The organism is Pseudomonas spelaei, assembly GCF_009724245.1.
Taxonomy (GTDB): Bacteria; Pseudomonadota; Gammaproteobacteria; order Pseudomonadales; family Pseudomonadaceae; genus Aquipseudomonas; species Aquipseudomonas spelaei.
In genome coordinates, this window is sequence record NZ_WNNK01000027.1 from 26,042 (window position 1) to 52,971 (window position 26,930).

General features: G+C 59.6%; 24 protein-coding genes. 9 read left to right on the top strand and 15 right to left on the bottom strand.

Annotated features, from left to right (window positions below):
• Positions 1 to 80: 80 nt before the first annotated feature.
• A complete protein-coding gene (gene minC, locus GNF76_RS24775) occupies positions 81 to 818 on the bottom strand; it encodes a septum site-determining protein MinC (protein ID WP_155585752.1) in 738 nt (245 codons plus the stop codon).
• Positions 819 to 938: 120 nt separating this feature from the next.
• On the opposite strand from minC, the gene GNF76_RS24780 reads away from it, so the two are divergent.
• On the top strand, positions 939 to 1,874 hold the full coding sequence (locus GNF76_RS24780; protein ID WP_155585709.1) for a lipid A biosynthesis lauroyl acyltransferase: 936 nt from the start codon (positions 939 to 941) through the stop codon (positions 1,872 to 1,874).
• 32 nt (positions 1,875 to 1,906) lie between these two features.
• On the top strand, positions 1,907 to 3,061 hold the full coding sequence (locus tag GNF76_RS24785; RefSeq protein ID WP_155585710.1) for a patatin-like phospholipase family protein: 1,155 nt from the start codon (positions 1,907 to 1,909) through the stop codon (positions 3,059 to 3,061).
• Between the two features lie 108 nt (positions 3,062 to 3,169).
• Here the strand turns inward: GNF76_RS24785 and GNF76_RS24790 are convergent, their stop codons facing one another.
• From GNF76_RS24790 to puuE, 7 genes are all read right to left on the bottom strand, one after another.
• Positions 3,170 to 3,955 (bottom strand): outer membrane protein OmpK, encoded by a 786-nt coding sequence (locus GNF76_RS24790; protein WP_155585711.1) that lies wholly within the window; start codon positions 3,953 to 3,955, stop codon positions 3,170 to 3,172.
• 449 nt (positions 3,956 to 4,404) lie between these two features.
• Positions 4,405 to 5,760, bottom strand: a complete 1,356-nt coding sequence (locus tag GNF76_RS24795; protein ID WP_155585712.1) for a nucleobase:cation symporter-2 family protein — start codon at positions 5,758 to 5,760, stop codon at positions 4,405 to 4,407.
• 148 nt (positions 5,761 to 5,908) lie between these two features.
• Positions 5,909 to 7,207 (bottom strand): urate hydroxylase PuuD, encoded by a 1,299-nt coding sequence (locus GNF76_RS24800; RefSeq protein WP_178123557.1) that lies wholly within the window; start codon positions 7,205 to 7,207, stop codon positions 5,909 to 5,911.
• 50 nt (positions 7,208 to 7,257) lie between these two features.
• Complete coding sequence (locus GNF76_RS24805; protein WP_155585753.1) at positions 7,258 to 7,761, bottom strand: ureidoglycolate lyase; 504 nt, start codon at positions 7,759 to 7,761, stop codon at positions 7,258 to 7,260.
• Between the two features lie 120 nt (positions 7,762 to 7,881).
• Complete coding sequence (alc, locus tag GNF76_RS24810; RefSeq protein WP_155585714.1) at positions 7,882 to 8,877, bottom strand: allantoicase; 996 nt, start codon at positions 8,875 to 8,877, stop codon at positions 7,882 to 7,884.
• Positions 8,878 to 8,918: 41 nt separating this feature from the next.
• Positions 8,919 to 9,434: a 2-oxo-4-hydroxy-4-carboxy-5-ureidoimidazoline decarboxylase gene (gene uraD / locus GNF76_RS24815; protein ID WP_155585715.1), complete on the bottom strand. Its 516-nt coding sequence runs from the start codon at positions 9,432 to 9,434 to the stop codon at positions 8,919 to 8,921.
• The gene (puuE, locus tag GNF76_RS24820; protein ID WP_178123558.1) at positions 9,431 to 10,357 is read right to left on the bottom strand and encodes an allantoinase PuuE; all 927 of its coding nucleotides are present in this window, start codon (positions 10,355 to 10,357) and stop codon (positions 9,431 to 9,433) included. Before puuE ends, uraD begins: the two co-directional genes overlap by 4 nt.
• A 379-nt stretch (positions 10,358 to 10,736) precedes the next feature.
• Between puuE and uraH the strand changes: the two genes are divergently transcribed.
• Entirely contained in the window at positions 10,737 to 11,090 is a 354-nt protein-coding gene (gene uraH, locus GNF76_RS24825; protein WP_155585716.1) for a hydroxyisourate hydrolase, read from the top strand.
• 253 nt (positions 11,091 to 11,343) lie between these two features.
• Positions 11,344 to 16,563 (top strand): dermonecrotic toxin domain-containing protein, encoded by a 5,220-nt coding sequence (locus GNF76_RS24830; RefSeq protein ID WP_343037847.1) that lies wholly within the window; start codon positions 11,344 to 11,346, stop codon positions 16,561 to 16,563.
• 3 nt (positions 16,564 to 16,566) lie between these two features.
• Here the strand turns inward: GNF76_RS24830 and GNF76_RS24835 are convergent, their stop codons facing one another.
• The 3 genes from GNF76_RS24835 to GNF76_RS24845 all read right to left on the bottom strand — a co-directional run bounded on the left by GNF76_RS24835 (position 16,567) and on the right by GNF76_RS24845 (position 19,240).
• Positions 16,567 to 17,193, bottom strand: coding sequence for a LysE family translocator (locus GNF76_RS24835; protein ID WP_155585718.1), 627 nt, complete (start codon positions 17,191 to 17,193; stop codon positions 16,567 to 16,569).
• A gap of 63 nt (positions 17,194 to 17,256) precedes the next feature.
• Positions 17,257 to 18,558, bottom strand: a complete 1,302-nt coding sequence (locus tag GNF76_RS24840; RefSeq protein WP_155585755.1) for an NCS2 family permease — start codon at positions 18,556 to 18,558, stop codon at positions 17,257 to 17,259.
• A 247-nt stretch (positions 18,559 to 18,805) separates the two neighbouring features.
• On the bottom strand, positions 18,806 to 19,240 hold the full coding sequence (locus GNF76_RS24845; RefSeq protein WP_155585719.1) for a MarR family winged helix-turn-helix transcriptional regulator: 435 nt from the start codon (positions 19,238 to 19,240) through the stop codon (positions 18,806 to 18,808).
• An 81-nt stretch (positions 19,241 to 19,321) separates the two neighbouring features.
• On the opposite strand from GNF76_RS24845, the gene GNF76_RS24850 reads away from it, so the two are divergent.
• Complete coding sequence (locus GNF76_RS24850; RefSeq protein ID WP_155585720.1) at positions 19,322 to 20,488, top strand: aminotransferase-like domain-containing protein; 1,167 nt, start codon at positions 19,322 to 19,324, stop codon at positions 20,486 to 20,488.
• Positions 20,489 to 20,498: 10 nt separating this feature from the next.
• Positions 20,499 to 21,101, top strand: coding sequence for a glutathione S-transferase family protein (locus GNF76_RS24855; protein ID WP_155585721.1), 603 nt, complete (start codon positions 20,499 to 20,501; stop codon positions 21,099 to 21,101).
• 24 nt (positions 21,102 to 21,125) lie between these two features.
• Here the strand turns inward: GNF76_RS24855 and GNF76_RS24860 are convergent, their stop codons facing one another.
• The gene (locus tag GNF76_RS24860; protein WP_155585722.1) at positions 21,126 to 22,025 is read right to left on the bottom strand and encodes a LysR family transcriptional regulator; all 900 of its coding nucleotides are present in this window, start codon (positions 22,023 to 22,025) and stop codon (positions 21,126 to 21,128) included.
• A gap of 130 nt (positions 22,026 to 22,155) precedes the next feature.
• Between GNF76_RS24860 and GNF76_RS24865 the strand changes: the two genes are divergently transcribed.
• Genes GNF76_RS24865 through GNF76_RS24875 form a run of 3 tightly spaced genes read left to right on the top strand, consistent with a single transcriptional unit; the run spans position 22,156 to position 25,107 of the window.
• Positions 22,156 to 23,448, top strand: a complete 1,293-nt coding sequence (locus GNF76_RS24865; protein ID WP_155585723.1) for a CitMHS family transporter — start codon at positions 22,156 to 22,158, stop codon at positions 23,446 to 23,448.
• Position 23,449: 1 nt separating this feature from the next.
• Positions 23,450 to 24,781 (top strand): acyclic terpene utilization AtuA family protein, encoded by a 1,332-nt coding sequence (locus GNF76_RS24870; protein WP_155585724.1) that lies wholly within the window; start codon positions 23,450 to 23,452, stop codon positions 24,779 to 24,781.
• On the top strand, positions 24,778 to 25,107 hold the full coding sequence (locus GNF76_RS24875) for an AtuA-related protein (protein WP_155585725.1): 330 nt from the start codon (positions 24,778 to 24,780) through the stop codon (positions 25,105 to 25,107). Before GNF76_RS24870 ends, GNF76_RS24875 begins: the two co-directional genes overlap by 4 nt.
• A 114-nt stretch (positions 25,108 to 25,221) precedes the next feature.
• On the opposite strand, the gene GNF76_RS24880 is transcribed toward GNF76_RS24875, so the two are convergent.
• The 3 genes from GNF76_RS24880 to GNF76_RS24890 form a co-directional block, all read right to left on the bottom strand.
• On the bottom strand, positions 25,222 to 25,593 hold the full coding sequence (locus GNF76_RS24880; RefSeq protein ID WP_155585726.1) for a glutathione S-transferase N-terminal domain-containing protein: 372 nt from the start codon (positions 25,591 to 25,593) through the stop codon (positions 25,222 to 25,224).
• Positions 25,594 to 25,695: 102 nt separating this feature from the next.
• Complete coding sequence (folE, locus tag GNF76_RS24885; protein ID WP_024076633.1) at positions 25,696 to 26,241, bottom strand: GTP cyclohydrolase I FolE; 546 nt, start codon at positions 26,239 to 26,241, stop codon at positions 25,696 to 25,698.
• Between the two features lie 67 nt (positions 26,242 to 26,308).
• Positions 26,309 to 26,866 (bottom strand): Smr/MutS family protein, encoded by a 558-nt coding sequence (locus GNF76_RS24890; RefSeq protein WP_155585727.1) that lies wholly within the window; start codon positions 26,864 to 26,866, stop codon positions 26,309 to 26,311.
• Between the last annotated feature and the right edge of the window lie 64 nt (positions 26,867 to 26,930).

Sequence of the window (26,930 nt, forward strand, 5' to 3'; positions counted from 1 at the left end):
CCAATTATTCCTACGCAAGTTTTGCCGTTTTCGCTGTGCTATCAGAGTCTAGAGATGCTTGGAAAATGCGGCAGTATCCGTTAAAGACGAACGATGTTCAACACATCGCCCGACAGGCTGACTTGTACCCCGGCCCCCCACAGTGGATCGCGGCGCAAATCTTCCGAAACCTTGTACTGGCCTGCGATCGACACTAGCTCAGCAGTCAACTGCTGGCAAAAAATCCGGGCCTTGGTATCACCCTTGATGCCAGCCAGTGCACGACCCCGCATGGGACCGTATACATGGATATTGCCATCGGCGAGAAGTTCCGCTCCAGGGCTGACCGGGGCGATGACTACCAAATCGCCACCCTGGGCATAAATCTGCTGTCCGCCGCGTACGGGCGAGGTAATGATCTTGGTTGGCTTGACCGTGGGCTCCGGCGGTTTCTCCGGTTTTTTCTTCACTTCGCCTTCCAGCGGATCCAGCGCACGCTCGCGAGCGCCGGACGGTGGCAATACAGGCAATTCAATGGCAATGGCGGCGGCGATGTCTTCGATGCGGTTGGCACGAATCGCCAGGGTACGCAGGCCATGGGAGCGGCACACACGCATCAATCCCGGCAGATCAACCGCGCCTTGGCCGGCGGGCAGTTTATCCAGGGCCAGCACCAGCGGGGCGTTATTGAAGAAGTTCGGCGCCAGGGCGACCTTGGCGGCGAGCTGGCGATCCAGGGCATCAAGGTCGTTGCGGGCCAGTTCCAGCACGGTAATGGCGAGCATGCTGCCTTTCAGCTGGAACACGGGATCTTGGTCTAGCGGTTCGGTTTGGCTCATGGTCGGCATAAAGCGGCTTGTCACGAAAAGTGTCGAGACTTATAACGAGAACATCCGCGAGCCGCAAGCCGGGTCGAACCGTTGTAGAATGCGCGGCCCTTGTCTTTACCGGAATCTGTAATGGATCGCCCGCGTTTTCGAGCTGTATTTTTTCACCCGCGTTTTTGGCTGTTATGGCTGGGACTCGGCCTGCTGTGGCTGGTCACACAGTTGCCGTACCGGGTTTTACTGGGGATTGGCCGCGCGCTCGGTGCGGGAATGTACCGAGTGGCCGGTGAACGTCGCCGCATCGCCGCACGAAACCTGGAACTGTGTTTCCCGGAAAAGTCCGCCAAAGAGCGTAAACATCTGCTCAAGGAAAATTTTGCCTCCACCGGTATTGCCTTCTTCGAGATGGCCATGAGCTGGTGGTGGTCCAAACCACGCCTGGCGCGACTGGCCCATGTCGAAGGGCTTGAACACCTCAAGCAGGCCCAGTTGGAAGGCAAGGGCGTGATCTTGATGGCCCTGCATTTCACTACCCTGGAAATCGGCGCCGCCTTGCTGGGGCAGAAGCACACCATTGACGGTATGTACCGTGAGCACGGCAACCCGCTGTTCGATTTCGTCCAGCGCCGTGGCCGCGAGCGGCATAATCTTGACTCCCTGGCGGTAGAGCGCGAGGACGTGCGCGGCATGCTCAAGCTACTGCGGTCTGGCCGCGCCATCTGGTACGCACCGGACCAGGACTACGGTGCCAAACAAAGTATCTTCGTGCCGTTGTTCGGTATTCAGGCGGCGACCGTCACGGCCACCAGTAAATTCGCCCGCCTGGGCAAGGCGTTGGTCGTGCCCTTTACTCAGGAGCGCTTGGCTGATGGCAACGGTTATCGGTTGGTGATCCACCCGCCGCTGACTGATTTTCCGGGTGAAACCGACGAAGTCGACTGCCTGCGCATCAACCAGTGGGTGGAGGTGTCCGTCCGTGAATGCCCCGAGCAATACCTGTGGACCCACCGCCGCTTCAAGAGCCGGCCGCCGGGTGAGCCTAAACTGTACGAAAAGCGCCGTCGTTGATGTGATGTCCCCACGCACCATGGAGTGATGCAATGCGCCCAGCTGAACCGGTCACAGGCTTGATTCTTTCCGGCGGCGGGGCGCGAGCCGCCTATCAGGTGGGGGTGTTGGCAGCCATTGCCGAGTTGTTGCCGCCGGGGGCGGCCAATCCGTTTCCGGTGATCGTTGGCACGTCCGCGGGGGCGATCAATGCGGTCAGCCTGGCCAGCGGCGCGATGGACTTCAAAGCCGCGATCGTGCGGCTGACCGCCTTCTGGCAGGGCTTTCGCAGCCATCTGGTGCTGCGCAGTGACTGGCCCGGAGTGATTCGCCAGGCCAGTCGATTCTTTGGCCATAGCCTGTTGGGTTTCGGGGCGCCATTGCCGGTGGCGTTGCTCGACAGCTCGCCGCTGCGGGATCTGCTTCAAGACAAACTGCACCTGGAAGGTATCGACGAAGCGATCCGGCAGAAACACTTGCACGCGGTGGCTGTCACCGCCTTCGGCTACGAGTCGGGGCAGGCGGTGACGTTCTACCAGGGCGGCGGCACCATTGATGCGTGGCTACGCCATCGACGTATCGGTGTGCCCACTCAGTTGACCGTTGAGCATTTGCTGGCCAGCTCGGCGATCCCATTGCTGTTTGCACCGGTCAAACTCGATCAGGAATATTTCGGCGACGGTGCGGTGCGTCAGTCGGCGCCGATCAGCCCGGCGTTGCACCTGGGGGCCAGCCGTGTGCTGGTGGTGGGCGTCAGTGGCAACCCACGAGGGCTTGACCCTTCAAACCCCTTGCAACGCACCTACAGCGGTCTGGAGCCCACCCTGGCACAGATCGGTGGGCATATGCTCAACAGTACCTTCATCGATAGCCTGGAAAGTGACATCGAGTTGTTGGAGCGCCTGAACCAGTTCAGTCGTTTGTTGCCGGTCAACAGTGCCGCGCAAGGCCTGGCGCCGGTGGACGTGCTGGTGATTGCGCCGAGCCAGCCTATCGACGAGATTGCGGCCCGTCATCGCCAGGAATTGCCGGCGGCGTTGCGCCTGTTCCTGCGTGGCCCGGGGGCAACCAAGACCAGTGGCGCGGGGGTGCTCAGTTACTTGTTGTTCGAAGCGGGGTATTGCAGCGAACTGATTGAGCTGGGGCGGCGGGATGCGTTGGCCAAGTGTGAGGAGTTGAAGCGGTTTCTTGGCCTGGCGCCGAGCTGAATGTGGGAGCTGGCTTGCCTGCGATAGAGGTGGGTCAGTCAATGCATTTGGCACAGACACACCGCAATCGCAGGCAAGCCAGCTCCCACATGGGGGCGTGGTTAGCCGTTAGAAGTGATACTTGACCAGCAGACTCGCCGTGTCCTGGTTGGTCTCGAACGCGCGCGTGTCCTGGACGCCGTACTTGTTCTTCCAGTAGTCGTATTCGATACCGACATACAACTGCTTCTCGCCCCAATGCAGCGCCTTGCCCAGGTCATATTTGATCTGTGGGTTGATGTGCAAGTTGGCGTGGTAAGTACCACGGGAGTTTTTATCGTTGTCTACCACCCAGTCGAGGTAGCCGTCGATCAGCACGTTGGAGTTACCCACGGGGATGGTGTACGACCACACCGGCGTGATCTGCCAGATGTTGTCACCCGGGCGACCGCCTTCGGTCTGGCGCTGGTAGAAGTTCAACTGGAAATAGTCGAAGCCGGGGATCGCCAGGTCGAAACCAGGGCCCACCAGATACGAGTCGGTATCGCCTTCGCCGAACTCGTAAGTGAACGCCAGCAATACATCCTTGATCGGGCCGAAGGACAGGTCCTTGTCGAAGATCTTGCCGAAAGACAGGCGCGGGCTGAACTCACCGTAGTAAGTATTCGGGCCGACGTTGCCGTCTTCCTTGCCGTTGTAAAAAATGCGGTCGAGGAAGAAGAAGTTGTCGCCATACTTCCAGGCATCGGCATGTTCAAAGGTGACGGTTTGCTGGATCTGTGGGTTGATGGTGAAGTTCTTGCCCCACAGGTACGTCAGGCTGTTGTTCTGCCACTGCAGCAAATCACCGGCCATGGTCTGGCCGCCAGCCAACAGAGTTCCTGCCAGCATCAGGCCTTTCAATGTAGCTTTCATTCGGTTGCTCCCAAGTTAAGGTTTTTTAGTTTTCTTCGACACAGGCGCTCTGGTGTGGCGCCTTTTGGTTCGCTGCAAAAATCGTCCGTCTGGTCAGCTTTAATGCTTTTAGCAAGAGCTGCGCCAAGGTGTTCGAAAAGCCAATAAAACGCCGCCGGCTGCGTTCAACGCAGTCGAGTCCAGAGGTTTTTTGTGCACGTTGGCGCTGACATCGGGCCGGGATAAGTTGGCCTGGCAGTCAGCTTTTACATTTGCTGTTTTTTTTTGAGTCGACATGAGCGGGCGCGGAGAATACTGACTCCCGTGCCTGTGCTCAAGTGCGCCGTTACAGAGCGCGTGGGGCGAGAATGGGGCGCGGCGTGTGGCCGGCCCCGGGTGAATGGTGTGCATGGTGTTGCTCCCTGATCGTTCTTATTGTTGTTGTGACGCCGGGTGAGCTGTTTTCTGAATCAGTGTTGGTGAGCGTGTTCGTTGGCCGCAGCCCGTTCGGCGCCGCCCAGGATGTTGAACAACAGGTTCAGCGACAACGCGCTGAGGGTCGCCATAGCGATGCCGCTGTGGGTGATCGGGCTCATCCACAACGGCAACTGCGCGAAGAACTCCGGTCGCACCACTGGAATCAGGCCCATGCCAATGCTCACCGCCACCAGCAACTGGTTACGACGGTCGGCGATGTCGGCTTCCTGGAGAATCTTGATCCCGGTGGCCGCCACCATACCGAACATGGCGATGGCCGCGCCGCCGAGTACCGCCGGCGGAATCGAGGCCACCAGGAACGCCGCCTTGGGCAGCAGGCTGAGTACAATCAGAAAGCCTCCGGCAACGATGGTCACCGAGCGGCAGCGCACACCGGTCATTTGCACCAGGCCGATGTTTTGCGCGAAAGAGGAATGGGTGAAGGTGTTGAAGAACCCGGCGAAGAATGATGCCCCGGCGTCACACAGCAGGCCACGACGCAGCATTTTTGGCGTGACTTCCTGGCCGGTGATCTTGCCCAGGGCCAGGAACATCCCGGTGGACTCGACGAAGATAATCACCACCACCAGGCACATCGACAGAATCGGCGCCAACTCGAATTTGGGCATGCCGAAATGCAACGGCGTCACCACTTGCACCCAGGGCGCCTGAGCCAGGCCGCTGAGGTCGACCATGCCAATCATCCCGCACAACCCGTAACCGAGGGCCATGCCGATCAGCACCGAGATATTGACCCAGAAGCCACGCATGAAGCGATTGATCAGCAAAATGGTGGCCAGCACCAGGGCGGCAATGGCCAGGTAAATCGGTGAGCCAAACTGTACGGCAGCGGCACCGCCGCCCGCCCAGTTAACGGCAACGGGGAATAACGAAAGACCGATGGCGGTGATGACGGTGCCGGTCACCAGCGGTGGAAAGAAACGCACCACCTTGGACATGAAAGGCGCAATCACAATACCGAAGAAACCGGCCGCGATGGTCGCGCCGAAGATCCCTTGCAGGCCGATGCCAGGCATGCCCGCCATGGCAACCATGCTGCCAACCGCCGCGAAACTGGCGCCCATCATCACCGGCATGCGAATGCCCACCGGGCCGATGCCGAAGGATTGCACCATGGTGGCGATGCCCGCCACCAGCAGGTCGGCGTTGATCAGAAAAGCGATCTCTTCACGACTCAAACCCGCGGCTTGTCCGATGATCAGCGGCACTGCGACCGCACCGCCGTACATCAGCAATACGTGTTGCAGGCCTACCAGAATCAGTTGCAACAGGGGTAGCCGCACCATGGCGGGTGCGGCAGGAATCTGCGGTTCGGCTAACTCGGACATGCAACACCTCGGATCTTTTTATTTTTGTGTTGTTGGACAACCGCTGCGCGGTTGATCGCGGGCAAGCCCGCTCCCACATTGGTTTGTGAATACATTCAAGTGTGGGAGCGGGCTTGCCCGCGATAGCGGCCGTCAGTGCGCCGCAGGTTTAGTTGGTACGCGCCCCCTGATTGATCCAGGTGCCAATCAAATCCCGTTCCTGCTGGGTCATCTGGGTGATGTTGCCCAACGGCATGATCTGGCTTGCTACAGCCTGTGCCTGAATCCGAGGCGCCATTTGCTGGATCTGCTGCGGTGTATCAAACATCACCCCGGCAGGCGCTGCGCTGAACAACGGGCTGGTGGGTTTGGCCGAATGGCATACGGCGCAGCGTTCCTGAATCACGCTGTGCACTTTTCCAAAGTCCGTTGATGCCTGAGCAGGCGCAGCTTCGGCAGCCGGTGCAGGTGCGGCGGGTGCAGCTGGCTTGAGTCCACCCCCCAGCGCGGTTTCCGGCAGCGGCTGGTACTCGATGGCCGCTGGAGCCTTGGCCACGTCCGGTGCGGTGGCCACAGGTTTCGGACCGGTGACGTACGCCAGGCAAATCATCGCCAGGGCGCCGACCGGCAAGGTCCAGGCATACTTCTGGCTGTTATGACGGGTGTTGAAGTAGTGACGCACCAACACTGCCGCCACCGCGATCCCGGCCAGGATCAACCAGTTGTACTGGCTGCCGTAGGTGCTCGGGAAGTGGTTGCTGATCATGATGAACAGCACGGGCAGGGTGAAGTAGTTGTTGTGCCGCGAACGCAGTAAGCCCTTGGCTGGCAGCGCTGGATCCGGTGTGCGGTTTTCCGCGATGGCTGCCACCAGCGCGCGCTGGGCCGGCATGATGATGCGGAACACGTTACCGACCATGATGGTGCCGATCACGGCACCCACATGCAGGTAAGCACCGCGACCGCTGAACACCTTGCTGAAGCCATAGGCGGCGGCAATCAATAGCACGAACAGGATCAAACCGAGCAGGGCAGGGCGCTTGCCCAGGGCCGAGTCGCAGAGAAAGGAGTAGACGAACCAGCCCACGAACAGTGAGCCAATGCCCAGCAGCACACCTTCCGGACCACTGAGGCTGCTGCCCGGGGCCAGCAGGTACAAGGTCGGGTTGGCGTAGAACACCACGCACAGCAGCGCGACGCCCGACATCCAGGTGAAATAGGCTTCCCATTTGAACCAGTGCAGGTTGTCCGGCATGGTCGGCGGGGCCAGTTTGTATTTTTCCAGGTGGTAGATACCGCCACCGTGGATGGCCCACAAGTCACCGGCCAGGCCGTCCTTGGGGTTGACGCGATTGAGGTTGTTTTCCAGCCAGACGAAGTAGAACGACGCGCCGATCCAGGCGACGCCAGTGATCATATGAACCCAGCGCACGCTCAGGTTCAGCCATTCCATCAAATGTGCTTCCACAGTCTTTACCTCTCGCCTGTCACTCTGTCGTCGAGTGATCAGACCTTCTCTTATTGGTGGGGGGCGAGGATCAACCGCTCATCCTCTTTGAAAAAATGCTCATCGCAGTTATTGCCTGTGCCACTGCGATCAACCACCAGGAAGTCATCCCGCTTTTCGATCGTCAGCACCGGGTGGTGCCAAACGCCGCGATGGTAATTAATGCCCTGCCTGCCGTTGGTAACGAAGGCGCGGACCAAGCCCGATACAGGTTCATCGCCAAGGGGCGCGACCACGATCAGAAAGGGGTTGCCGAGCAGCGGAATAAAAGCCTGGCTGCCCAGCGGGTGTCGCTCCAGCATGCACACCGTCAGTGGCAAGTCCTGCGCGTCGGCGCGGAAGATGCTGATGATGGCGTTGTCTTCTGGCGTGGCGGTTTGCACCGTCGCCAGTTTATGAAAGCGCATGGTCGAGCCGTTATTGATCATGAAGTGATCGCTGCCATCGGTTTCGATAACGTCTCCGAAAGGGGCGAAGGCTTCTTTGGTCAGGGGCTCGATCATCAGTGTGCGCATGGCTGTCTTCTTATCCGGATTCTGTGTTGTTTGTTGTATCGCCATCGCAGGCAAGCCAGCTCCCACACTTGGAATGCATTCCCCTGTGGGAGCTCGCTTGCCTGCGATTGGGTTCACCGCTTACTTGGCCACCTTGCCCAGTACCCGCAGGCGGCTCACACCACCATCCGGGAACACGTTCAGGCGAATGTGAGTAATCGGCCCCAGTGCCTTGATCTGCTCGGCGAAGGTGTGTTCGGCGTGCATTTCCAGTTTCTGTGCCGGCAGCAGTTCACGCCAGAACAGCGATTGGGTCTCGATCTGGCTGTCGGTACCGCCCTTGACGAACGCACCCTGGATCGAGCAGGTGTCCGGGTAGTTGCCCTTGAAGTGCAGGGTGTCGACAACGATCTTCTCGATCTCGCCCGGATGGCCCAGGGCGACGATCACCCAGTCATTGCCAGGCGTACGACGACGAGCGGTTTCCCAGCCATCGCCCATGTTGATGCCACGGCCCGGGTTGAGGATGTTGCTCATGCGGCCAAAGTGTTCATCGGAGCAGGCCAGCGCGCGACCACCGTTCAATGCAGCAGCCAGGTCGACCTGTTCGTTGTCGCCCACGGCGGACCAGTCACGGAACGGAATACCGTACACACGCAGACGAGCCACGCCACCATCCGGGTAGATGTTGAAGCGCAGGTGGCTGAACGCCTGGTCGTTGTTGATTTCGTGGAAGTGATGGCTATTGCCTTGCAGCTCGACGGCCGACAGCACTTCAACCCACTGGGTGTTGGCGTCAGGTTCGCCGCAGGCCAGGAAGCAGGCTTCCAGGGAGGCCGACGGTGGGAAGTTGCCGGTGAAGAATGAAGTGTCGATGTCCACGCCCTTGATCGAGCCCGGTACGCCCAGGCGAATCACCGCGCTGTCGTAGCCTTCGAAGCGCTTGCGGCGCGACTCCCAGCCGTCCATCCACTTGCCGTTGTCATCGAACACGCCCTCCTTCCATACGGCCGGGGTCGGCTGGAACAGTCGGTTGGCGTCAGCGAACCAGTCATCGGTCACCGAGATAATCTTGGTGCCCAGGCGGGCGTCGGCCAGGTTGACGAACTTCTCGAACGGTACGGCATAAGCTTTCATTCTTCTTGTCTGCCTTAAATAGAGTGGCTGGGGATGGTCTGTTAGAGGGTCAGTAATCGGAACAACGCGATCTTGTTGATCTCGGCCAGTGCGCACTTGAACTCGGTGTCCACCGAGTTGTGGATGCGCGTTTCAAACGCGGCGAGGATCTGATGCCGGTTGCTGCCTTTTACCGCCATGATGAAGGGAAACTTGAACTTGGCCTTGTAGGCGTCGTTCAGCTCGGTGAAGCGCGAAAACTCGTCGCTCGAGCATTGGTGAATACCGGCGCCAGCCTGTTCATGAGTGCTGGCTTCGGTCAACTGGCCCTGGACGGCCGCACGGCCTGCCAGGTCCGGGTGAGCGTTGATCAGGGCCAACTGGCTTTGATGATCAGCACTCAACAGGATGTCGCTCATGCGCTGGTGCAGGGTTTCGATCTCATCGATCGAGCTGTCCTGGCCCAGGTCGAAGGCCTTTTCGGCCACCCATGGCGAATGTTCGTAGATATCGGCGAAGGCGTTGATGAAGGCATCGCGGCTCAAGGTCGAAGGTTTCAAGGTCTGGAAGGTGCTCATTTGGCCGCTCCCTGATACGGGTGGGCTTCGTGCCAGTGCCGGGCAATGTCAACGCGGCGGGTGAACCACACCTGTTCATGGCCTTTGGCGTATTCGATAAAGCGTTTGAGGGCAGCCAGGCGCGCCGGGCGGCCGATCAGGCGACAGTGCAAACCGATGGAGAGCATCTTCGGTGCCTCGGCGCCTTCGGCGTAGAGCACGTCGAACGCGTCTTTGAGGTACTCGAAAAAGTCGTCGCCCTTGTTGAAACCCTGGACCTGGGTAAAGCGCATGTCATTGGTGTCCAGGGTGTACGGGATCACCAGGTGCGGCTTGCCGGTCGGGTTGTTGGGTTCCCAGTAGGGCAGGTCGTCGTCGTAGGTATCGCAGTCGTAGAGGAAACCACCTTCTTCCATCACCAGCCGCCGGGTGTTGGGGCCGGTGCGTCCGGTGTACCAGCCCAAAGGGCGTTCGCCGGTGAGTTCGGTGAGGATGCGGATCGCTTCGAGCATGTGCTCGCGCTCCTGGGCCTCATCCATGTATTGGTAGTCGATCCAGCGGTAACCGTGGCTGCAGATCTCATGGCCGGCGTCGACCATGGCACGGATCACGTCCGGATGACGCTGGGCGGCCATGGCCACGGCGAAGATGGTCAGCGGGATATCGAATGCCTTGAACAACTTGAGGATGCGCCACACGCCGGCACGGCTGCCGTATTCGTACAGCGACTCCATGCTCATGTTGCGCTCGCCTTGCAGGGGCTGCGCCGAGACCATTTCCGAGAGGAAGGCTTCCGACTCTTTGTCGCCATGCAGGATGTTGCGCTCACCACCTTCTTCGTAGTTGAGTACGAACGACAAAGCGATGCGCGCCTTGCCCGGCCAGTGTGGATGAGGAGGGTTACTGCCGTAACCGATCAGGTCGCGTGGGTAGTCAGCGCTCACTGCAGTCTTCCTTCTTGTTCGTGGTAGCTAGTGTGTGGCGGCCAGCGAAAGACTGGGTGGCGTCACAGCGATGGACTGATTGTATACAACTTGATAGTCACTTTGTAAGCCTGTATTTCCGCATTTTTTCAATGGCTTCCTGACAGGATAGCACTGCAAGAAACCTGCCTGACTGGTCAGCTAATGGACGAAAGGTCGTTTAAAAGCAAGGGCGGATAAGGAATCTCCTGTAGAACCTTGGTCAATCGGGCAGTGCAGAAGTTTGTAATTTTTATTGTGTACAATTTTTTTGAAAAATGTCTTAATCACACATCGCCGGCTTTTTAATGCCCTGAAAAAGTGCGGCCTTTTCTAATCGGATTTCGGAGGCTAGCGCCCCATGGGACGACTGACCACACACGTACTGGATGCCGCACACGGCTGCCCCGGCAGCGCCATCAAGGTTGAGCTCTACCGCGTTGAAGGCGCACAGCTTGAGCTGGTCGCCAGCACCTTGACCAACAGCGACGGTCGTTGCGATGCACCGCTGCTGCAAGGCAGTGACTACCGCAGTGGCGTCTATCAGTTGCAGTTCAGCGCAGGGGATTACTACCGCGCCCGTGGCGTGCAATTGCCTGAGCCGGCCTTTCTTGATGTGGTGGTGCTGCGTTTCGGTATCAGTGCCGAACAAGACCATTACCACGTGCCCTTGCTGATTTCGCCTTACAGCTACTCCACGTATCGCGGTAGCTGAGTCGTCACCTCGCTTCACACCCCCAAAGCACTTCGTTGGTTTCGCCCGCTCACACTGCGGGCTTTTTTTTGCTTGCACGTTGCGCCGCATATTCACTGCCCCGTGCTTGACGGGCAGCCCTAGGCTTTCGATTTGGATGCAGGGGGATGCCCGAATGAGTACCGATACGCCCGTTTTTTTGCCTTTGCACGATGACGACGATGAAGGGCCCGCTACCGCTTCGGCGGTGATGCCAGCCGATATTTCGCAACTGATGCAGCGCCTGACCCGCCGTCTCAACTCGACGGCACAGCCCAGCCAACTGATCAACCAATTGCATGCCGCCGAACAGCGTTGTGCCGAGGCCCGAACGACTCTGCGCGATCTGGTGGCCAAAGCACCGCGAATCGTGCAACAGCTACAGCTGGTTTTACGGGACGCCTTTAGCGTTGCGCCCGAGACGCTGCTGTTTACCGAACCTCTGCCACCCGCTGAGCCGACCCGGATCGAAAGTCTCACGGAGCGGGCACTGGCATCGCTGAGCCAGCGGGCGTATCCGGCCGATATCAACAGCTTTACCGCCTTGAGCATCAAAAGAGCCCGGCATAGCCCTCTGACGATGACCCCCGCAGATGCGATGGGCAAGCTCCAGTGCCTGAACCTGCTTGAGCGTCTTGATGTTGCTCACGAGGCGTATTGGCAGGCGCTTGCCTATGGCTCCTGGCGCTCACGCAAGGAGCGTTGGGCCGAAGTCTACCGGCAGCTATTTGCCGACAAGGCGTTTGTTGCCCATCAGGTGCAGGACCTTTCCGATCACGGTCTGGCCATGGTGCTGGGGATCGTCGATGCGCCGACGCCCGAGCAGCGGCAGCAGGCAGGTGGATTCTGGAGCGATTTGCAGGTCTGTGAGTTGGTCTGGCCCGGGAGCGGGACGTCACAAGTGCCCGTTTGTGGCGCGCTGCATATCTTTCGTGATGCCGATCAGGGCCTGCGTCGCCAAGTGGTTTTTTTACCTGGGCTGCGCCGGGAGTTCCTTGAGTTTCGTTCCCTGGCCGACATGCAGCGCGATTTGCCCAAAGTACTTAACGATGAGGAGCACGCCTTGGTATGGCAGCGTTTACCGCTGCGTCGGCGCGATGAGCTGCTGCGTTTCCCCGACATTGTGGAGCTGATCCCGTTCAAGGTGGAGCGAGGACCGATCATTGCCGAAGATGCGTTGCGCTACAGCGCTCTTTCCGACCTGGAAACCCAATGGGATAACGAATTGGCATGTGCCTTGGCGATCAACCCGGCGTTGACATTCGAGCAAGGGTTTGGCGATGCCCCTCGGTTGAATGCCATCACACGCTTGCAACGCCTTGAGCGCAGCCGGTACTCGTCACTGGCATCGTCGTCTCTGGCTGGCCTGCTGGAATGGTTGTTGGACTGGGACCTGAAACGTCGGCACAAGGAGGTCAATTTTGGCCAGTTGCTTGTGCACATGACGATAAAGGGGCGTGAGCGGTTACTCAATCGTTACGAGCGAGCTCTTTTGGCGCTGCTGGATCCTCAGGACCTGAGTACCGATACCGCGGCGTTCAAGACGTTTCTGGCATGCGAGGGGCGGTGGCAGGAGCAGATCAATAAGGTCGAACAGTTGCTTGAGGAGGACGAGGCTCAATTCGGCAACAAGGATTTTTGGCTCTTCAAGGCGGAGGGGACCAGGAACCGTGGCGAACGACTGTTGGTCGCCCGGCATCGAGCGTTGCTGGAGGAGGCTGACATGCAGCGCCAGCTCGGGTTGATCGGCGAGCCGGAACACAAAGCGCTTGTTGAAGTGCTTGGCGCATCATGGCGTCTGGATCGCGGTAATAGCCCCCTGCGTGTGCTGGATATTTCACTGGGGAGCTATCTTGTGGCCGGTGCATTTGTCTTGACGAGTGCTGCCGCACTGGCTGATCGAAGCCTCAAGCAATGGGCCTTGCTCTGGGTTCCGGGCACACAGGCAGGCTTGCAACGGTTCATGTCCATGGACGCCTTGACTGCAGGGCTGGAGGCCGGTTTTACAAGTACTGAGGGCTCGCCACTGTGGTCCTGTATCAGTCGTCGACACCGTTCCGAGGCCCGTAGCTGGGTACGCTCACTGAGTGCGGGCCAGGCCTTTCCCCTGGCGTTCGTTGAGCGTCAGAGTGCTGTGCTGGCAGATGGGCTCAAGGCGCAGATCAAGGAGCATCATCTGACCCTTAAATGGGTGGATGAAGGCGGTCGGCCCTTCACTGAGGTCAGTGACGTGGTGCTGACCAACGCCGTGCTGGCGAGCGAGATGACGGGCGTTCTGAGTATTGCTGCAAGCTCGGCCAGAACAGCGGCGCTGGCGAGCGTGGCGATCTTGAGGCTTGCTGCTGAACAGGTAAAAAAGCAGCCCGCGTGGCTGACCCTGGCATCTGTTGCTGTGCGTAAACAATATCGGGCTGCCCAGCGCAGGTTCTTGAGCAGTGTTTGGGCCCGTGACAGCCGCCTGATGGAGGTACTTCCAGACCTTGAAACCTTTGCCCGCCAGCAACTGATCGAACAGTTGACCCGCGATGGTCTATACCCGGATATCGACATTGATACCCCGGCATTCGATGTTCCCGATGATGTCCACACGCAGTGGGAAAGCCATCCGGTACGGCCCATCGGCGACTCCGGGAGCAAAGTCGTTGTCAGCCAGGAGCGTAGGACCTACAGCCTGCTGCAATTGGCTTTGCGCAACCTGGATGCCCAGGCACCCTGGACACCCTTGATCCTGAGGAACACCGTCTATCGGGTGCCGAAATGGAAAGAGCGCCTGAGCGCGGACTACCTGATCAGGACCTTGTCTTCAATGGACATCGGCGGGCGCTACGAAAAACGCATTCTGGAGGCTTTTTACCCTGAGCAGGCGGGTGGGGTTGCGCAGGAACTGATGTGGCGTGTGCACCAGGAGCAGGCACGGATGGTGCTGTTCAGCGCCTGTCAGCAGGGGCTGGGGAAATTGGCCCGGCGAATGTTCACGACGGCCCTGGCCGCGCGCTCGGCAGAGGGGCTGGTGTGTGACGATATGCACTTGCGGCTATGCGTTGTACGCCTGTGCGGGTTGACCTTGGAGCAACCGCGACATGTGAGTGCCTTGTTGGTGATTCAAGATCGAATCACGGGCACGTGCGTTGTTTACTGGCCGGATGCGATAGGCCATCGAGCAATTACCGAGTACCCGAACGAAGAGGCCGCGCTCAGTGAGTTGATGGCGACTGCGGCGTCGCCGATCCACCTGCCCGAACTTGCCAGGAAAATCGCCCCAGGGTGGGAAGACCAGGCCCTGAAAAGCTACCCGGGCCACCTTAAAAGAGCCTTCGAGGACGTGATACCCAGGGAGATGAGCGGGGGGCTCACCAAGGTCCTTGAACGCGTGGTTTCAAAAGGTCCGCTCGGTATCCTGGCCAGCGCTGTGAACTGGTTGATGCCCAAGAAGGCCGTTGCGGCTCTGACATTGACGGACATCGAGGATGAAATTCGTCAACAGATCTCGGTGAATCCCCAGGGGTGGCTGGAGATCGTCCCCACCAATGGCCACGATGCGTTGTCGATGCTGGCCCATGCCCAGGTGTTGGGCATTCAACGTCATGCCCGCAGCCTGTCCAACTCCACCGAGGCATTAGGCGAGTACCGGGCGCAGCGCCTGGGTGAACAGTCAGACATCCGCATGCGGGGTTTATTGGGACTGATCCCACTGGTCAGTATTTTGGTCAATGTCTATGAGGTGTTGTTGGCGGCTCGGCGGCTTTCCCTGAGCGGTGATTCGCGCGATATCGTGGCGTTGGTCTTCGCTGTGCACATGACGGTGCTGGATATCGCAACCACTTTTGTGCCGCAAGGGAAGCTGGCTGTCGGTGTTGCCGGCAAGGGCGTCAGGGCAGGGATGGCCAGGGCGCTCTTTGCTTACCGAGGAGGGATACACTCGGTACTCATGCGCCAGGCGATATCGATCCAGCGACTGGCAGCGCTGGGCGATACATTGTTGGCCAAGACCTTTAAGGGGCTGGAGGCATATCAGTTACACGGTTTAAGTGCAGGTCAGGGGGTTGCGCTCCACGGGCCGCTCAATCAGGGAAGTTATGTGTTGAACGGCAAGCAGTTTGTACCGGATGGTGACCGAGCCTATCCGGTTTATCGGCGCAAACAGGAAAACGCCTTGCGCGTAAAAAATCCGAAAGAGGATGGGCAAAACGAGTTTTTCCTGCATATCCAGGAGTCGGGTGAAGTGCTGCTAAAGGCCGATGCTCCCGAACCGCCGGCGGGCGCTCAAAGGCCCTTGTGGCAGCCATGGAGGGGCGAGGCGCCCTCGGGGCCACAGCCAGGATCCAGCCGGCCCACCACGAGCAGCACGATCAGCCCGGATCTGACGCCATCGCCGCCCCTGGAAAGGCTGGCGAGGGTCCTGGAGCAACCGGAAATGCCGCTCACCGATATCCCGAGCGCCTGGGGCGTCGGCCCTGAGCTTCAGCCTACGCAGATCACGCCGCTGTCAAAGCGTCTTTTCACGATCAGTGGCAGGGATCGTAATTACCGGGCAATCAAACTGCGTGAGGCGTTCTTTGAGGTGCTTCCCGACGGTTCACTGCCCAATGAGCAAATCGCGTTTGTGCATGACCGCACGCCGTTGGCCACCGATGCCGGCTTCGATATTGCCCGCTGGTTGGGAAACGACATAAGCCGGCAGCCGATCCCCGTGTCGTTCGACAAGATGGGCCGGGCAACCCTTCGCCAGGTGTTGTTCACCGAGCCACTGGATGACAGCATCGCCAAAGCATTTCCTGGAATGACAGCTTCCAGTAGGCGGGGTGTAGCCTCGCGGCTGGCAGAGTTGGCAGACCCTGAGCGATCGGTGACGGCCAGCCATCTGCTGAACATCAGGGCAACCCTTGACCGCTGGCTGTCGGTGTCCGGTCTTCCGGCGCAGACCGATGAGCTGTTTCAACTGCTCAGGCCAACGCCATTGCCGCGGGTGCGGCGCAGCATTTTCATCGGTTATGAGGCTCTTGCAGCAGGCTTGGAGCGGCTGGATTTTACCTATGATGCCTCAGCCGCTTCGCTGTTACGTACTCAATCGTTTCTCGCTCGAACACATGCGGTTCACCAGGCGATGCGCAATGTTCTGGAGGCCCATGGATTTGTTATACAACGCATACGGCACATGGAGTCGCGGATATTTAGCAGCATGATTTGCACCCACCCCAGTTCCAACAAAGTGTATTTCATTGTGGAGCGATGGCTGGACCGTGCCAGTGTGGCGACAAGGAGTCAGGCGAAGCCCTTGTTATCGGATGCCTGGCTTGACAGCTACTGGTCTCGCTCCTACGAGAAACGCCGGTTCTTCACGGTCGTCCAGCAGGCGAGGGAACAAGGACGGCTGGTCAGGCTGGTGGGCGGTATTCAGCACGTCGCAAAAAAAAATACCGGCACGGTGTTTTTCATCAAAGTGGTCGAGTCGTGACCGCTAGCGGCTCAATAATGAGGCTGCTCCCGCGCCACTGAACAACCCGGCGCTGATTCGGTTGAACCAGCTCTGGCCCTTGCCGCTGCGCAGGTAACGCGCCGCGCCATGGGCGCCCAGGCCGTAGGCCAGCTTGCACAACAGGTCGAGCACGGTCCAGGTGGCAATCATGATCAGCAGTTGCGGCAGGAATGGCTGCTGGCTGCTGAGGAACTGCGGCAGGAACGCGGCGAAAAACAGGATGTCCTTGGGATTGCTCGCACCCAGTACAAAGGCCCGGCCAAACAAGGCACGAAAGCGTGGTACCGGCGGTGTCTGTGGCACTTCGGCACCGTGGGCCGGTTGGCGAGATTGCTGCCAGCTTTGCCAGGCGAGATAAAACAGATACAGCGCGCCGACAACCTTCAAGGCGCTGAACAGCTGTTCCGAGGCCAGCAACAGGGCACCGAGCCCCAGGGCCGAGGCACTCAGCAGGCAGATCGAGGCAAATACGCCGCCGAGAAACGCCGGGTACGAACGGCGCAGGCCGTAGTTCAAGCTGTTGCTGATCATCAGTAACGACAGCGGTCCTGGGATCAGGATCACCACCAGCGCAGCGCCGCTGAACAGCAGCCAGGTTTCCAGACTCATTCCATTCCTCCATTCATGCAAAAGCCTCACCCGAGGGTGAGGCGGTTTTCAACGATTCGCGGGTTACAGGAAGACAAACTTGGCGATGAAAATCGCGCACAATACCCACAAACTAATGGAAATGTCCTTGAACTTGCCAGTACCGGCCTTGAGTACCACATAGCTGATAAAGCCCAGTGCAATACCGTCGGCGACCGAAAAGGTCAGGGGCATCATGATCATGGTGACAATCGCCGGGATGCTGTCGGTGGCTTCATCCCAGTCAATATGAGCCATGCCGCCCATCATCAGCATCGCCACATAAATCAGCGCGCCGGCGGTGGCGTAAGCGGGAATCATGCCGGCCAGCGGGGCGAAAAACATCGCCGCGATAAACAACACGCCCACGGTGACAGCGGTCAAGCCGGTGCGACCACCCGCGGCAACACCGGCGGCACTTTCCACGTAACTGGTTACGGGCGGTACACCGACCATGGCGCCGAACACGCTGGAGGTGCTGTCTGCCTTCAAGGCGCGGGACAGGTTCTCGATACGGCCATCGGCATTCACCAGTCCGGCCCGTTGCGCCACGCCCATCAGCGTGCCGGCGGTGTCGAACATGTGCACAAACAGAAACGCCAGCACCACGCTGATCATACTCACGTTAAACACGCCGGCGACGTCCATGGCCATCCACGTCGGTGCCAGGCTCGGCGGCGACGACAGGATGCCATGGTACTCCACCAGGCCCAGGCCCCAGCCTGCCAGGGTGACGGTGATGATGCTGATCAGGATGGCACCAAATACGCGGTGGTAGCTCAGCACCGCGATCATCAGGAAGCAGACTGCCGCCAGCAATGGCGCAGGGTCGCGCAGATTGCCCAGTTTGATCAGAGTGGCTGGGCTTGCGACGATGATCCCGGAGGTTTTCAGGCCGATGATTCCTAGAAATAGCCCGACACCTGCGCCCATGGCGTAGCGCAGGCTGACCGGGATGCTGTTGAGCAGCCATTCACGGATGCGCGACAGCGTCAGGATCATGAACAGCACCCCGGAGATAAACACCGCACCCAGGGCGGTCTCCCAGGTGTAACCCATGGTGCCGACCACGGTGTAGGTGAAAAACGCGTTCAAGCCCATGCCTGGCGCCAGGCCTACCGGCCAGTTGGCGTACAGGCCCATCAGCAGGCAGCCCATGGCGGCGGCGATGCAGGTGGCGACGAAGGCTGCACCGTGATCGATGCCGGCGTCGGCCATGATGTTGGGGTTGACGAAGATGATGTAGGCCATAGTGATGAAGGTCGTGAGGCCAGCGATCAGCTCGGTTCTCACTGTGGTGCCATGCAAGCTGAGTTTGAACAGGCGTTCCAGCCAACCCTGCTTCATAGGGGTGAGGCGCGGCGGGGAGAGGTCCAGCGGGGCTTCGGATTTGCGGCTTTCCACAGCGAGTACTCCTCAAGAGTTTTATTGTTATTTCCAGCGCCGGACACATGAGTGGGCAGCGGCGCTTTGAGGTGCCAGCGGGTTTTGTTGACCAATAGGTCAGGAACTCGCACGAAACGAATTATGCTTTTGTATACAAATAAAGCAAATAATGTTTTCGATTTTGTGTGCGAAAGGCACGGAGGGCCACTCAGGGTTGGCCGCACAGCGCCTTGTTTACCGCCAGCCAACCCTCTACGGCGGTCTCTCCAGCCTCAGCGAATGCCCGTTGCAGCAATTTCACTTGTTCGCGGCGCAGTGACTGCTCGAAGCGCAGCCCTTCTTCGGTCAGTTCCAGCAGGCGTTTACGTTTGTCCGTGGCTGACGCGACGCTGTCCACCAAGTGCATTTCCTGCAATTGGCGCAGCGGCATGTTCAACGCCTGCTTGCTGACGCCGAGCAATTCCAGCAGCTCCTTGACGCTCAAGGCCGGGTAGCGGGCAATAAAAAACACAATGCGTTGGTGCACCCGGCTCAGGCCACGACGCTCAAGCATTTCATCAGCCTTGGCGGTGAAGGCCTGGTAGCCAAAGAAGAACGCTTCCATGGCGGCTTGCTGGGAGGCCTGGTTTTTAAGGTCAAGCATATTGACGTATCTGCTCAAGTCGTCGTAATTTCGGTCAACCAGTTTGACGTATTTCCCACAGGCTTTGCTACCGGTGACCTTATGGCTTTCTCTGAACGTGTTTCGCGCCTTAAAAGCTCCCTGATCCGTGAAATCCTCGCGGCGGCCCAGCGTCCAGAGGTGATGTCCTTTGCCGGTGGCCTGCCGGCCGAAGCCATGTTGCCCGCGCTTGATTGGGACGACATGCCGCTGAGCATTGGCCAGTACGGCATGAGCGAAGGTGAGCCGCCGTTGCGTGAATTGCTGGCGGCCGAGGCGCGGGCGCTGGGTGTCCCCTGTGAAGCCAGTCAGGTGCTGGTGGTCAGCGGTTCCCAGCAAACCCTGGATCTTGCGGCCAAGCTGTATATCGATAAAGGCACGAAAATCCTTTTGGAAGGCCCGACCTACCTGGCCGCGTTGCAGATTTTCCAACTGTTCGGTGCCGATTGCCTGACCGTGCCACTTGAGGCCGACGGCCCGAATCTGGCGGCCTTGCGCATAAGCCTTGAGCAGCATCGCCCGTCCTTCATCTACCTGATCCCGACGTTCCAGAACCCGTCGGCGGTGCGCTACAGCGAAGCCAAGCGCGACGCGGTTGCCGACTTGCTGGATGAGTTCGACGTGACCCTGATCGAAGACGAACCCTACCGTGAGCTGACCTTCGATGGCGGCAGCGCCCAGCCGATTGTCAGTCGCTTGAAAAAGGCGAGCTGGATCTATACCGGCACCGTGTCCAAGACCTTGTTGCCGGGCCTTCGCGTCGGTTACCTGATTGCCAGCCCCGACCTGTTTCCCCATTTGCTCAAACTCAAGCAATCGGCAGACCTGCACACCAACCGTGTCGGCCAGTGGCAGGCGATGCAGTGGATAGGCACCGAAAAGTACCAGCAGCACCTGGTGGAACTGCGCAGCTTCTATCGCGCTCGCCGCGATGCCTTCCAGGCGGCCCTGGAGCGGCATTTCAGTGACCTGGCCGACTGGCAGGTGCCTCAAGGTGGATTATTCTTCTGGCTGACCTTGAAACAGCCGCTCGACACCCGCACTTTGTTGGCTCAAGCGCTCGATCAAGACGTTGCGTTCATGCCCGGTGAACCGTTCTTTTCCGCGCCGGACCAGCACCACGGTCATTTGCGGCTCAATTTCAGCCATATCGACCCGGCGCGTTTGGACGAAGGTCTCAAGCGTCTCGCTGCGGTAGTCCGTCAAGCACAGCACGCGCAAGCGGCATAAGGGGAGCCTCATGTACAAGGTTTATGGCGATTACCGTTCGGGCAACTGCTACAAGGTCAAGTTGATGCTCAGCCTGCTGGGCACCCCGTACCAGTGGGTGGATGTCGACATCTTGAGGGGCGACACCCAGACCGCCGAGTTCCTGGCGAAGAACCCCAATGGCAAGATCCCGGTGCTGGAGCTCGAAGACGGCACCTGCCTGTGGGAGTCCAACGCGATCCTCAACTTCCTGGCCGACGGCAGTGAGTTCCTGCCCAGCGAACCACGCTTGCGCACTCAAGTGTTGCAGTGGCAGTTCTTCGAGCAGTACAGCCATGAGCCGTACATTGCGGTGGCCCGGTTTATCCAGCTGTACCTCGGGCTGCCGGAAGATCGCCAGGAGGAATACAAGAAGCTGCACAAGGGCGGGTACAAAGCCTTGAAGGTGATGGAGCGCCAACTGCAACTGACGCCTTATCTGGTGGGGGATCAATTCTCCATTGCCGACGTGGCGTTGTATGCCTACACCCATGTGGCCGATGAAGGAGGCTTTGATTTGAGCGCTTATCCCGGCGTGCAGGCGTGGTTAACGCGAGTGGCCAGTCATCCAGGGCACGTGACGATGCTGGGCTGAAAGCAGTTGTAGCCGCTGCCGAGGCTACAAGTGTTGCGGTGTGCTTGATAGCTCTTCCTTCAGCAACTCAAAACACCGCTGCGCTGCCGGGCTTAAGCCCGTTCCACTGCGGCTGATCAACCCAATCTCCCGATTGACCCCCGGATGGTCGATCGGGATGCGCCTCAACCCCTCCAGGCTGTCCGCCGCTGACTCCGGCAAGAGACTGATCCCCAATCCCTGGCGCACCAGCGCGAGCACCGTCGACATGTAGTTGGCCTCCATCCCGGCCAGCATTGTCAGGCGTGTTTCATCGAATAACGCATCTACCTGCTCGCGCACGCTGCTGTCGCGGCCGGTGAGGATGATTGGCTGGTCCGCCAGTTGCTCCAGGGTGAGCGTGGTGTGCCGGGTCAGCGGATGATCCAGCGGTACGAAGGCGCATAAACGATCATTAAGCACCGGCACAAACGCCAAGCCATGGCTCAGGCGCGCGCGTACACCAATGCCGAAATCCACTTCTCCCGAACGTACCTGGGCATGAATGCGATGGGCCACCAGGTCATGCAGGCGTACTTCGATGCCGGCAAAACGCTCGCGAAACAAACGCAGAACCGGCGGCAGGCTGCCGGCACACACGGAGGGCAGGGCGGCGATGGTCACCACGCCCCGGCGCAGCGCCGCCAAGTCCCGGGAGCCGGTGACGATGTTGTCCAGGTCCAGCAGCAGTTTCTCCATCGGTCCCTGGGCATCCAACCCGGCAGCGGTGATGCTCACATGCCGTGGACTGCGGTCGAGCAGGGCAACGCCCAGCCACTCTTCCAGTTGTTGCACCTGTACCGTCAGGGCCGACGGCGACAGGTGCAGCTCGCTAGCAGCTTTGGTAAAACTGCCGGTACGGGCGACGGCCAGAAAAGCCTGGATGTGCTGGATCGAATTTTTCATGTTGTTGTTCCGATCATTTTGTTTTTACGAACATGGGCGGCTGAATATTCCAATTTACAAAGACTAACCCGCTTCCAATACTCCAGGGAAAACAATAACCGGCCGAAAACGCCGTTCTGGAGCTACCCCCATGCTCGCTACCCTGGGTGTTATCACCATCCTGAGTTTGCTCGCTGCCGTCATGAGCAAACGCCTCTCGCCACTGGTGGCCCTGATCGCGTTGCCGATCATCGCCGCGCTGCTGGGTGGCTTCGGCCTGCAAACCAGTGTCTTCATCATCACCGGTATCAAGAACGTCGCTCCGGTGGTGGGCATGTTTGTGTTCGCGATCCTGTTCTTCGGGATCATGACCGATGCCGGCATGCTCGACCCCATCATCGACCGAATTCTGCGCACGGTAGGGACACGTCCTACACGCATTGTTGTCGGCACCGCGACCCTGGCGCTGTTGGTGCACCTGGACGGCTCGGGTGCGGTGACGTTCCTCGTGACAGTGCCGGCGATGCTGCCGTTGTATACCCGGCTGGGCATCGATAAACGCATCCTCGCCTGCGTTGCCGCGATGGCCGCCGGGGTCAACTTCCTGCCGTGGACCGGCCCGGTGCTACGTTCCTCGGCGGCCTTGCATGTGCCGGTAGCAGACCTGTTCCAGCCGCTGATCCCGGTGCAGATCGTCGGCCTGATCTTTGTCTTCGCCAGTGCCTGGTGGTTGGGTCATCGTGAAGAAAAACGCCTGGGCCTGGGTGCCGGTTCCAGCGTTGATGCCGTGCCGCAACGGGTGTTGAACGAACAGGACGAAGCCCTGCGCCGCCCACGGCTGTTCTGGGTCAACCTGGTCCTGACGGTGCTGGTGATGGTGGTGATGATTGCCGGCTGGGTCGATCCAGTGGTGATGTTCATGCTCGGCACGGTGCTGGCGTTGTGCATCAACTACCCGAACGTCGATGCCCAGCGTGCGCGAATCGACGCCCATGCAAAAACCGCCTTGACCATGGCGAGCATCCTGCTCGCTGCCGGGGTGTTCACCGGCATCATGCAAGGCACCGGGATGCTCAAGGCCATTGCCGAAGTGGCGGTGGCACAGATTCCCGCTGGCCACGGCAAGTTGATCCCGGCCGTGGTGGGTTTCCTGTCGATGCCCTTAAGCATGTTGTTTGATCCTGATTCCTACTATTTCGGTGTGATGCCGGTGATCGCCGAAGTCGGCAAGGCCTTGGGTGTCGACCCGTTGCAAGTGGCCCAGGCCTCATTGCTCGGCGTACACACCACCGGCTTCCCGGTCAGCCCGTTGACCCCGGCCACGTTCCTGCTGGTAGGCCTGTGCAAGATCGAACTGGCCGATCATCAGCGCTTCACTATTCCTTTTCTGTTTGCCGCGTCGGTGTTGATGACCCTGACCGCGTTGCTCCTGGGAGTGTTTTGAGATGAAAACCTTGCGCATTGGTTCTGGCGCCGGCTATTCCGGCGACCGTATCGAACCTGCGGTCGAACTGGCCGAGCACGGCGATCTGGATTACCTGGTCTTTGAATGCCTGGCTGAGCGCACTATCGCCTTGGCCCAGCAAGTGCGGATCAGTGATCCTCAAGGCGGTTATGACCCGTTGCTCAGTGAGCGCATGCGTCGCGTGCTGCCTTTTGTCGGGCAACTCACCGGGCGTCGGCGGCTGCGGGTGATTACCAATATGGGCGCCGCCAACCCGATAGCGGCCACCGCTGAAGTACGGCGCGTTGCCAGTGAATTGGGCTTGAACCTCAAAGTGCTGGCTGTAGTCGGTGATGACGTGCTGGAGACCTTGCGCCAGCAACCCGAGCAACTGCTGGATAACGGCCAGACACTCGGCTCATTGGGCGAGCGACTGATTTCTGCGAATGCCTACCTCGGCGCCGAGGGCATTATCGATGCCTTGCGCGCCGATGCCGATGTGGTGATCACCGGGCGTGTGGCCGACCCGTCGCTGTTCCTCGCGCCGCAGATGTTCGAGTTCGGCTGGGCTTTTGATGATTGGCAGCGTTTGGGGCGAGGCACACTGGTCGGTCATTTGTTGGAATGTGCCGGTCAGGTCAGCGGCGGTTATTTCGCCGACCCGGGTTTCAAGGACGTCGAGGACTTGGCGCGATTGGGTTTTCCGTTGGCCGAGATTGATTCGGATGGCGAAGCTCTGATCACCAAGGTCAAGGGTTCTGGGGGACGGGTCAGTCGTGCCACCTGCATCGAACAACTGATCTATGAAATCCATGATCCGGCCGCGTATTTGACGCCGGACGTGTGTGCGGATTTTTCCCAAGTGGCTTTCGTTGAGGAAGCGGTGGACCGGGTACGTGCCCACGGTGCGACGGGTCGATCACGGCCTGAGCAGTTGAAAGTCAGCGTCGGTTATCTGGACGGTTGGATCGGCGAGGGGCAAATGTCCTACGGCGGTCCGGGGGCCGTGGCGCGAGCGCAACTGGCTCGTGATGTGGTGCTTAAGCGCCTCGAGCTGACGGGCGTACCGATGCAGGAAGTGCGCGCCGAACTGATCGGTATCGACTCGCTGCACGGTCAGCGCAGCACCGTCGACCCCTGGGAAGTGCGCCTGCGGGTGAGCGCCCGCTGTGAAGAGCGTAGCGATGCGGTGCGGGTCGGCAATGAAGTGGAAACCCTCTACACCAATGGTCCTTCGGGCGGCGGCGGTGCCAGCAAGAGCCTGCGCCAGGTGGTGGCGGTGGCGTCGTTGCTGCTGCCCAGAAGTAGGGTCAACCCGAGGATCGAATCATGAGTAGCGTCAAGTTGCACACCCTGGCCCATTCGCGCACAGGCGATAAGGGTGATACCTCGAATATTTCGATCATTGCTTATCGGGCTGAAGACTATTCGCTGCTGTGCGAACAACTGACGGCGGAGCGGGTGGCGGCGTTTTTTGCGCCGTTGCTGGCGTTGGACAGTGCGCCGGTGCGGCGTTACGAACTGGCGAACGTACAGGCGTTGAACTTTGTATTGCCGGGGGTCTTGCGGGGTGGAGTGACGCGGTCACTGGCGCTGGATGCCCATGGCAAGTGCCTGGGCTCTGCATTGCTGGACCTGGAATTGGCAATGCCGAGCTAATGTGGGCGCTGGCTTGCCTGCGATGCTGACAGCACGGTGCATCCGGCAGCCCCAGGTGATGCTATCGCAGGCAAGCCAGCTCCCACACGGTTCTTCAGTGTTCAATGAACGGTTTCAGGCCGCCGCAAACCGTTTGTCCAGGTAGTCGATGATCACCTTGGAGTCATACATCCAGGTGGTCTGGCCGTTTTCTTCAATGCGCAGGCACGGCACCTTGATCTTGCCGCCTTGCTCCAGCAGCGTCTGGCGGTCCTGCTCGTTGTTCTTGGCGTCCTTGAGGGCGACCGGCACATTCAGGCGGCGCAGGGTACGACGAGTCTTCACGCAGAACGGGCAGGCGTGGAACTGATACAGCGTCAGGGCCTTGGCCGACTGGTCGACCGCTGCCTGAGCATTGGCGGGACGCTGCAGTTTGCGCGGGCGGGTGATGAAGTCGCCTGCGATGATGAGCTGGCCGAGGCCCACTCGAAGTGCTTTGACGAACATGGCTGAAACCTCTTGCCCATGGCTGAAGGGTCGGCAGCTTACCTGATTTCCACGGACGAAAAAAAACCGGCGATGAACGCCGGTTTTTTCTTGCGCAGCCTGTTACTTGATCAGGCTGAGGAACTCGCTACGGGTCGCCGCATTCTCGCGGAACTCACCGAGCATCACGGAGGTGATCATCGACGAATTCTGTTTTTCCACACCGCGCATCATCATGCACATGTGCTTGGCTTCGATGACCACGGCAACGCCCAGGGCACCGGTGACCTGCTGGACCGCATCGGCGATCTGGCGGCTGAGGTTTTCCTGGATCTGCAGGCGGCGGGCGTACATATCGACAATCCGCGCGACTTTCGACAGGCCCAGCACTTTGCCGCTCGGGATGTACGCGACGTGGGCCTTGCCGATGAAAGGCAGCAAGTGGTGTTCGCACAGCGAGTACAACTCGATGTCCTTGACCAGCACCATTTCGCTGTTGTCGGAGCTGAACAAGGCACCGTTGGTGACTTCTTCGAGCGTCTGTTCATAACCGCGGCAAAGGTACTGCATGGCCTTGGCGGCACGTTTTGGCGTGTCGAGCAGGCCCTCGCGGGAGACGTCCTCGCCGAGTTGGCCGAGGATCTCTGTGTAATTCTGTTCCAGGGACATGAAACTACCTGTGGGATTTTCGCAAAGGACAAGGGTACGGTGGCCGGCAGATCGCTGCAAGCGTGGGTTACTCGTCGCGGCCTTCCATCATGGTCCGCTTGAGCATCACATAGACCGCCCCGGCGCCGCCGTGACGCGGCTGGCAGGAGGTAAAACCCAGCACCTGGGCGTGTTGGCGCAGCCAGGTATTGACGTGGCTTTTGATCATCGGCCGCTTGCCGTCCAGGCGCACGGCCTTGCCGTGGGTGACGCGCACGCAGCGGATTTCGAATTTGGTCGCTTCGGCGAGGAAGGCCCAGAGGGTTTCCCGGGCTTTTTCCACGTTCATGCCGTGGAGGTCGAGGCTGCCCTCGAACGGGATCTGGCCGACCTTGAGCTTGCGCATCTGGCTTTCCTGCACGCCATCACGGGCCCACATCAGCTCGTCTTCGGGGCCGACGTCGATGACGAACTGGTCGGACAGGCCATCCACCGTGGTGGCATCGGTACGCACCGTCGCCGCCTGGCGCAGCTTGGCAATCTGCGCGCGGTCGGCCTTGGGTTTGCCGGTGTCGGCGCGATCGTGCTTGATCGGCTTGACGCCGCGAAGCTCGTTTTTGAACAGGGAAAAATCGTCGTCTTGCATGTCAGCCTCCGCGAAGGGCGGGCAGTTTACCTAAATCGCGGCGGCTGGATGCGCAAGAAACGCT

Coding starts and splice junctions, on each gene's coding strand:
- minC (WP_155585752.1), bottom strand. CDS start 818: ATGAGCCAAACCGAACCGCTAGACCAAGATCCCGTGTTCCAGCTGAAA.
- GNF76_RS24780 (WP_155585709.1), top strand. CDS start 939: ATGGATCGCCCGCGTTTTCGAGCTGTATTTTTTCACCCGCGTTTTTGG.
- GNF76_RS24785 (WP_155585710.1), top strand. CDS start 1,907: ATGCGCCCAGCTGAACCGGTCACAGGCTTGATTCTTTCCGGCGGCGGG.
- GNF76_RS24790 (WP_155585711.1), bottom strand. CDS start 3,955: ATGAAAGCTACATTGAAAGGCCTGATGCTGGCAGGAACTCTGTTGGCT.
- GNF76_RS24795 (WP_155585712.1), bottom strand. CDS start 5,760: ATGTCCGAGTTAGCCGAACCGCAGATTCCTGCCGCACCCGCCATGGTG.
- GNF76_RS24805 (WP_155585753.1), bottom strand. CDS start 7,761: ATGCGCACACTGATGATCGAGCCCCTGACCAAAGAAGCCTTCGCCCCT.
- alc (WP_155585714.1), bottom strand. CDS start 8,877: ATGAAAGCTTATGCCGTACCGTTCGAGAAGTTCGTCAACCTGGCCGAC.
- uraD (WP_155585715.1), bottom strand. CDS start 9,434: ATGAGCACCTTCCAGACCTTGAAACCTTCGACCTTGAGCCGCGATGCC.
- uraH (WP_155585716.1), top strand. CDS start 10,737: ATGGGACGACTGACCACACACGTACTGGATGCCGCACACGGCTGCCCC.
- GNF76_RS24830 (WP_343037847.1), top strand. CDS start 11,344: ATGCAGCGCCTGACCCGCCGTCTCAACTCGACGGCACAGCCCAGCCAA.
- GNF76_RS24835 (WP_155585718.1), bottom strand. CDS start 17,193: ATGAGTCTGGAAACCTGGCTGCTGTTCAGCGGCGCTGCGCTGGTGGTG.
- GNF76_RS24840 (WP_155585755.1), bottom strand. CDS start 18,558: ATGAAGCAGGGTTGGCTGGAACGCCTGTTCAAACTCAGCTTGCATGGC.
- GNF76_RS24845 (WP_155585719.1), bottom strand. CDS start 19,240: ATGCTTGACCTTAAAAACCAGGCCTCCCAGCAAGCCGCCATGGAAGCG.
- GNF76_RS24850 (WP_155585720.1), top strand. CDS start 19,322: ATGGCTTTCTCTGAACGTGTTTCGCGCCTTAAAAGCTCCCTGATCCGT.
- GNF76_RS24855 (WP_155585721.1), top strand. CDS start 20,499: ATGTACAAGGTTTATGGCGATTACCGTTCGGGCAACTGCTACAAGGTC.
- GNF76_RS24860 (WP_155585722.1), bottom strand. CDS start 22,025: ATGAAAAATTCGATCCAGCACATCCAGGCTTTTCTGGCCGTCGCCCGT.
- GNF76_RS24865 (WP_155585723.1), top strand. CDS start 22,156: ATGCTCGCTACCCTGGGTGTTATCACCATCCTGAGTTTGCTCGCTGCC.
- GNF76_RS24870 (WP_155585724.1), top strand. CDS start 23,450: ATGAAAACCTTGCGCATTGGTTCTGGCGCCGGCTATTCCGGCGACCGT.
- GNF76_RS24875 (WP_155585725.1), top strand. CDS start 24,778: ATGAGTAGCGTCAAGTTGCACACCCTGGCCCATTCGCGCACAGGCGAT.
- GNF76_RS24880 (WP_155585726.1), bottom strand. CDS start 25,593: ATGTTCGTCAAAGCACTTCGAGTGGGCCTCGGCCAGCTCATCATCGCA.
- folE (WP_024076633.1), bottom strand. CDS start 26,241: ATGTCCCTGGAACAGAATTACACAGAGATCCTCGGCCAACTCGGCGAG.
- GNF76_RS24890 (WP_155585727.1), bottom strand. CDS start 26,866: ATGCAAGACGACGATTTTTCCCTGTTCAAAAACGAGCTTCGCGGCGTC.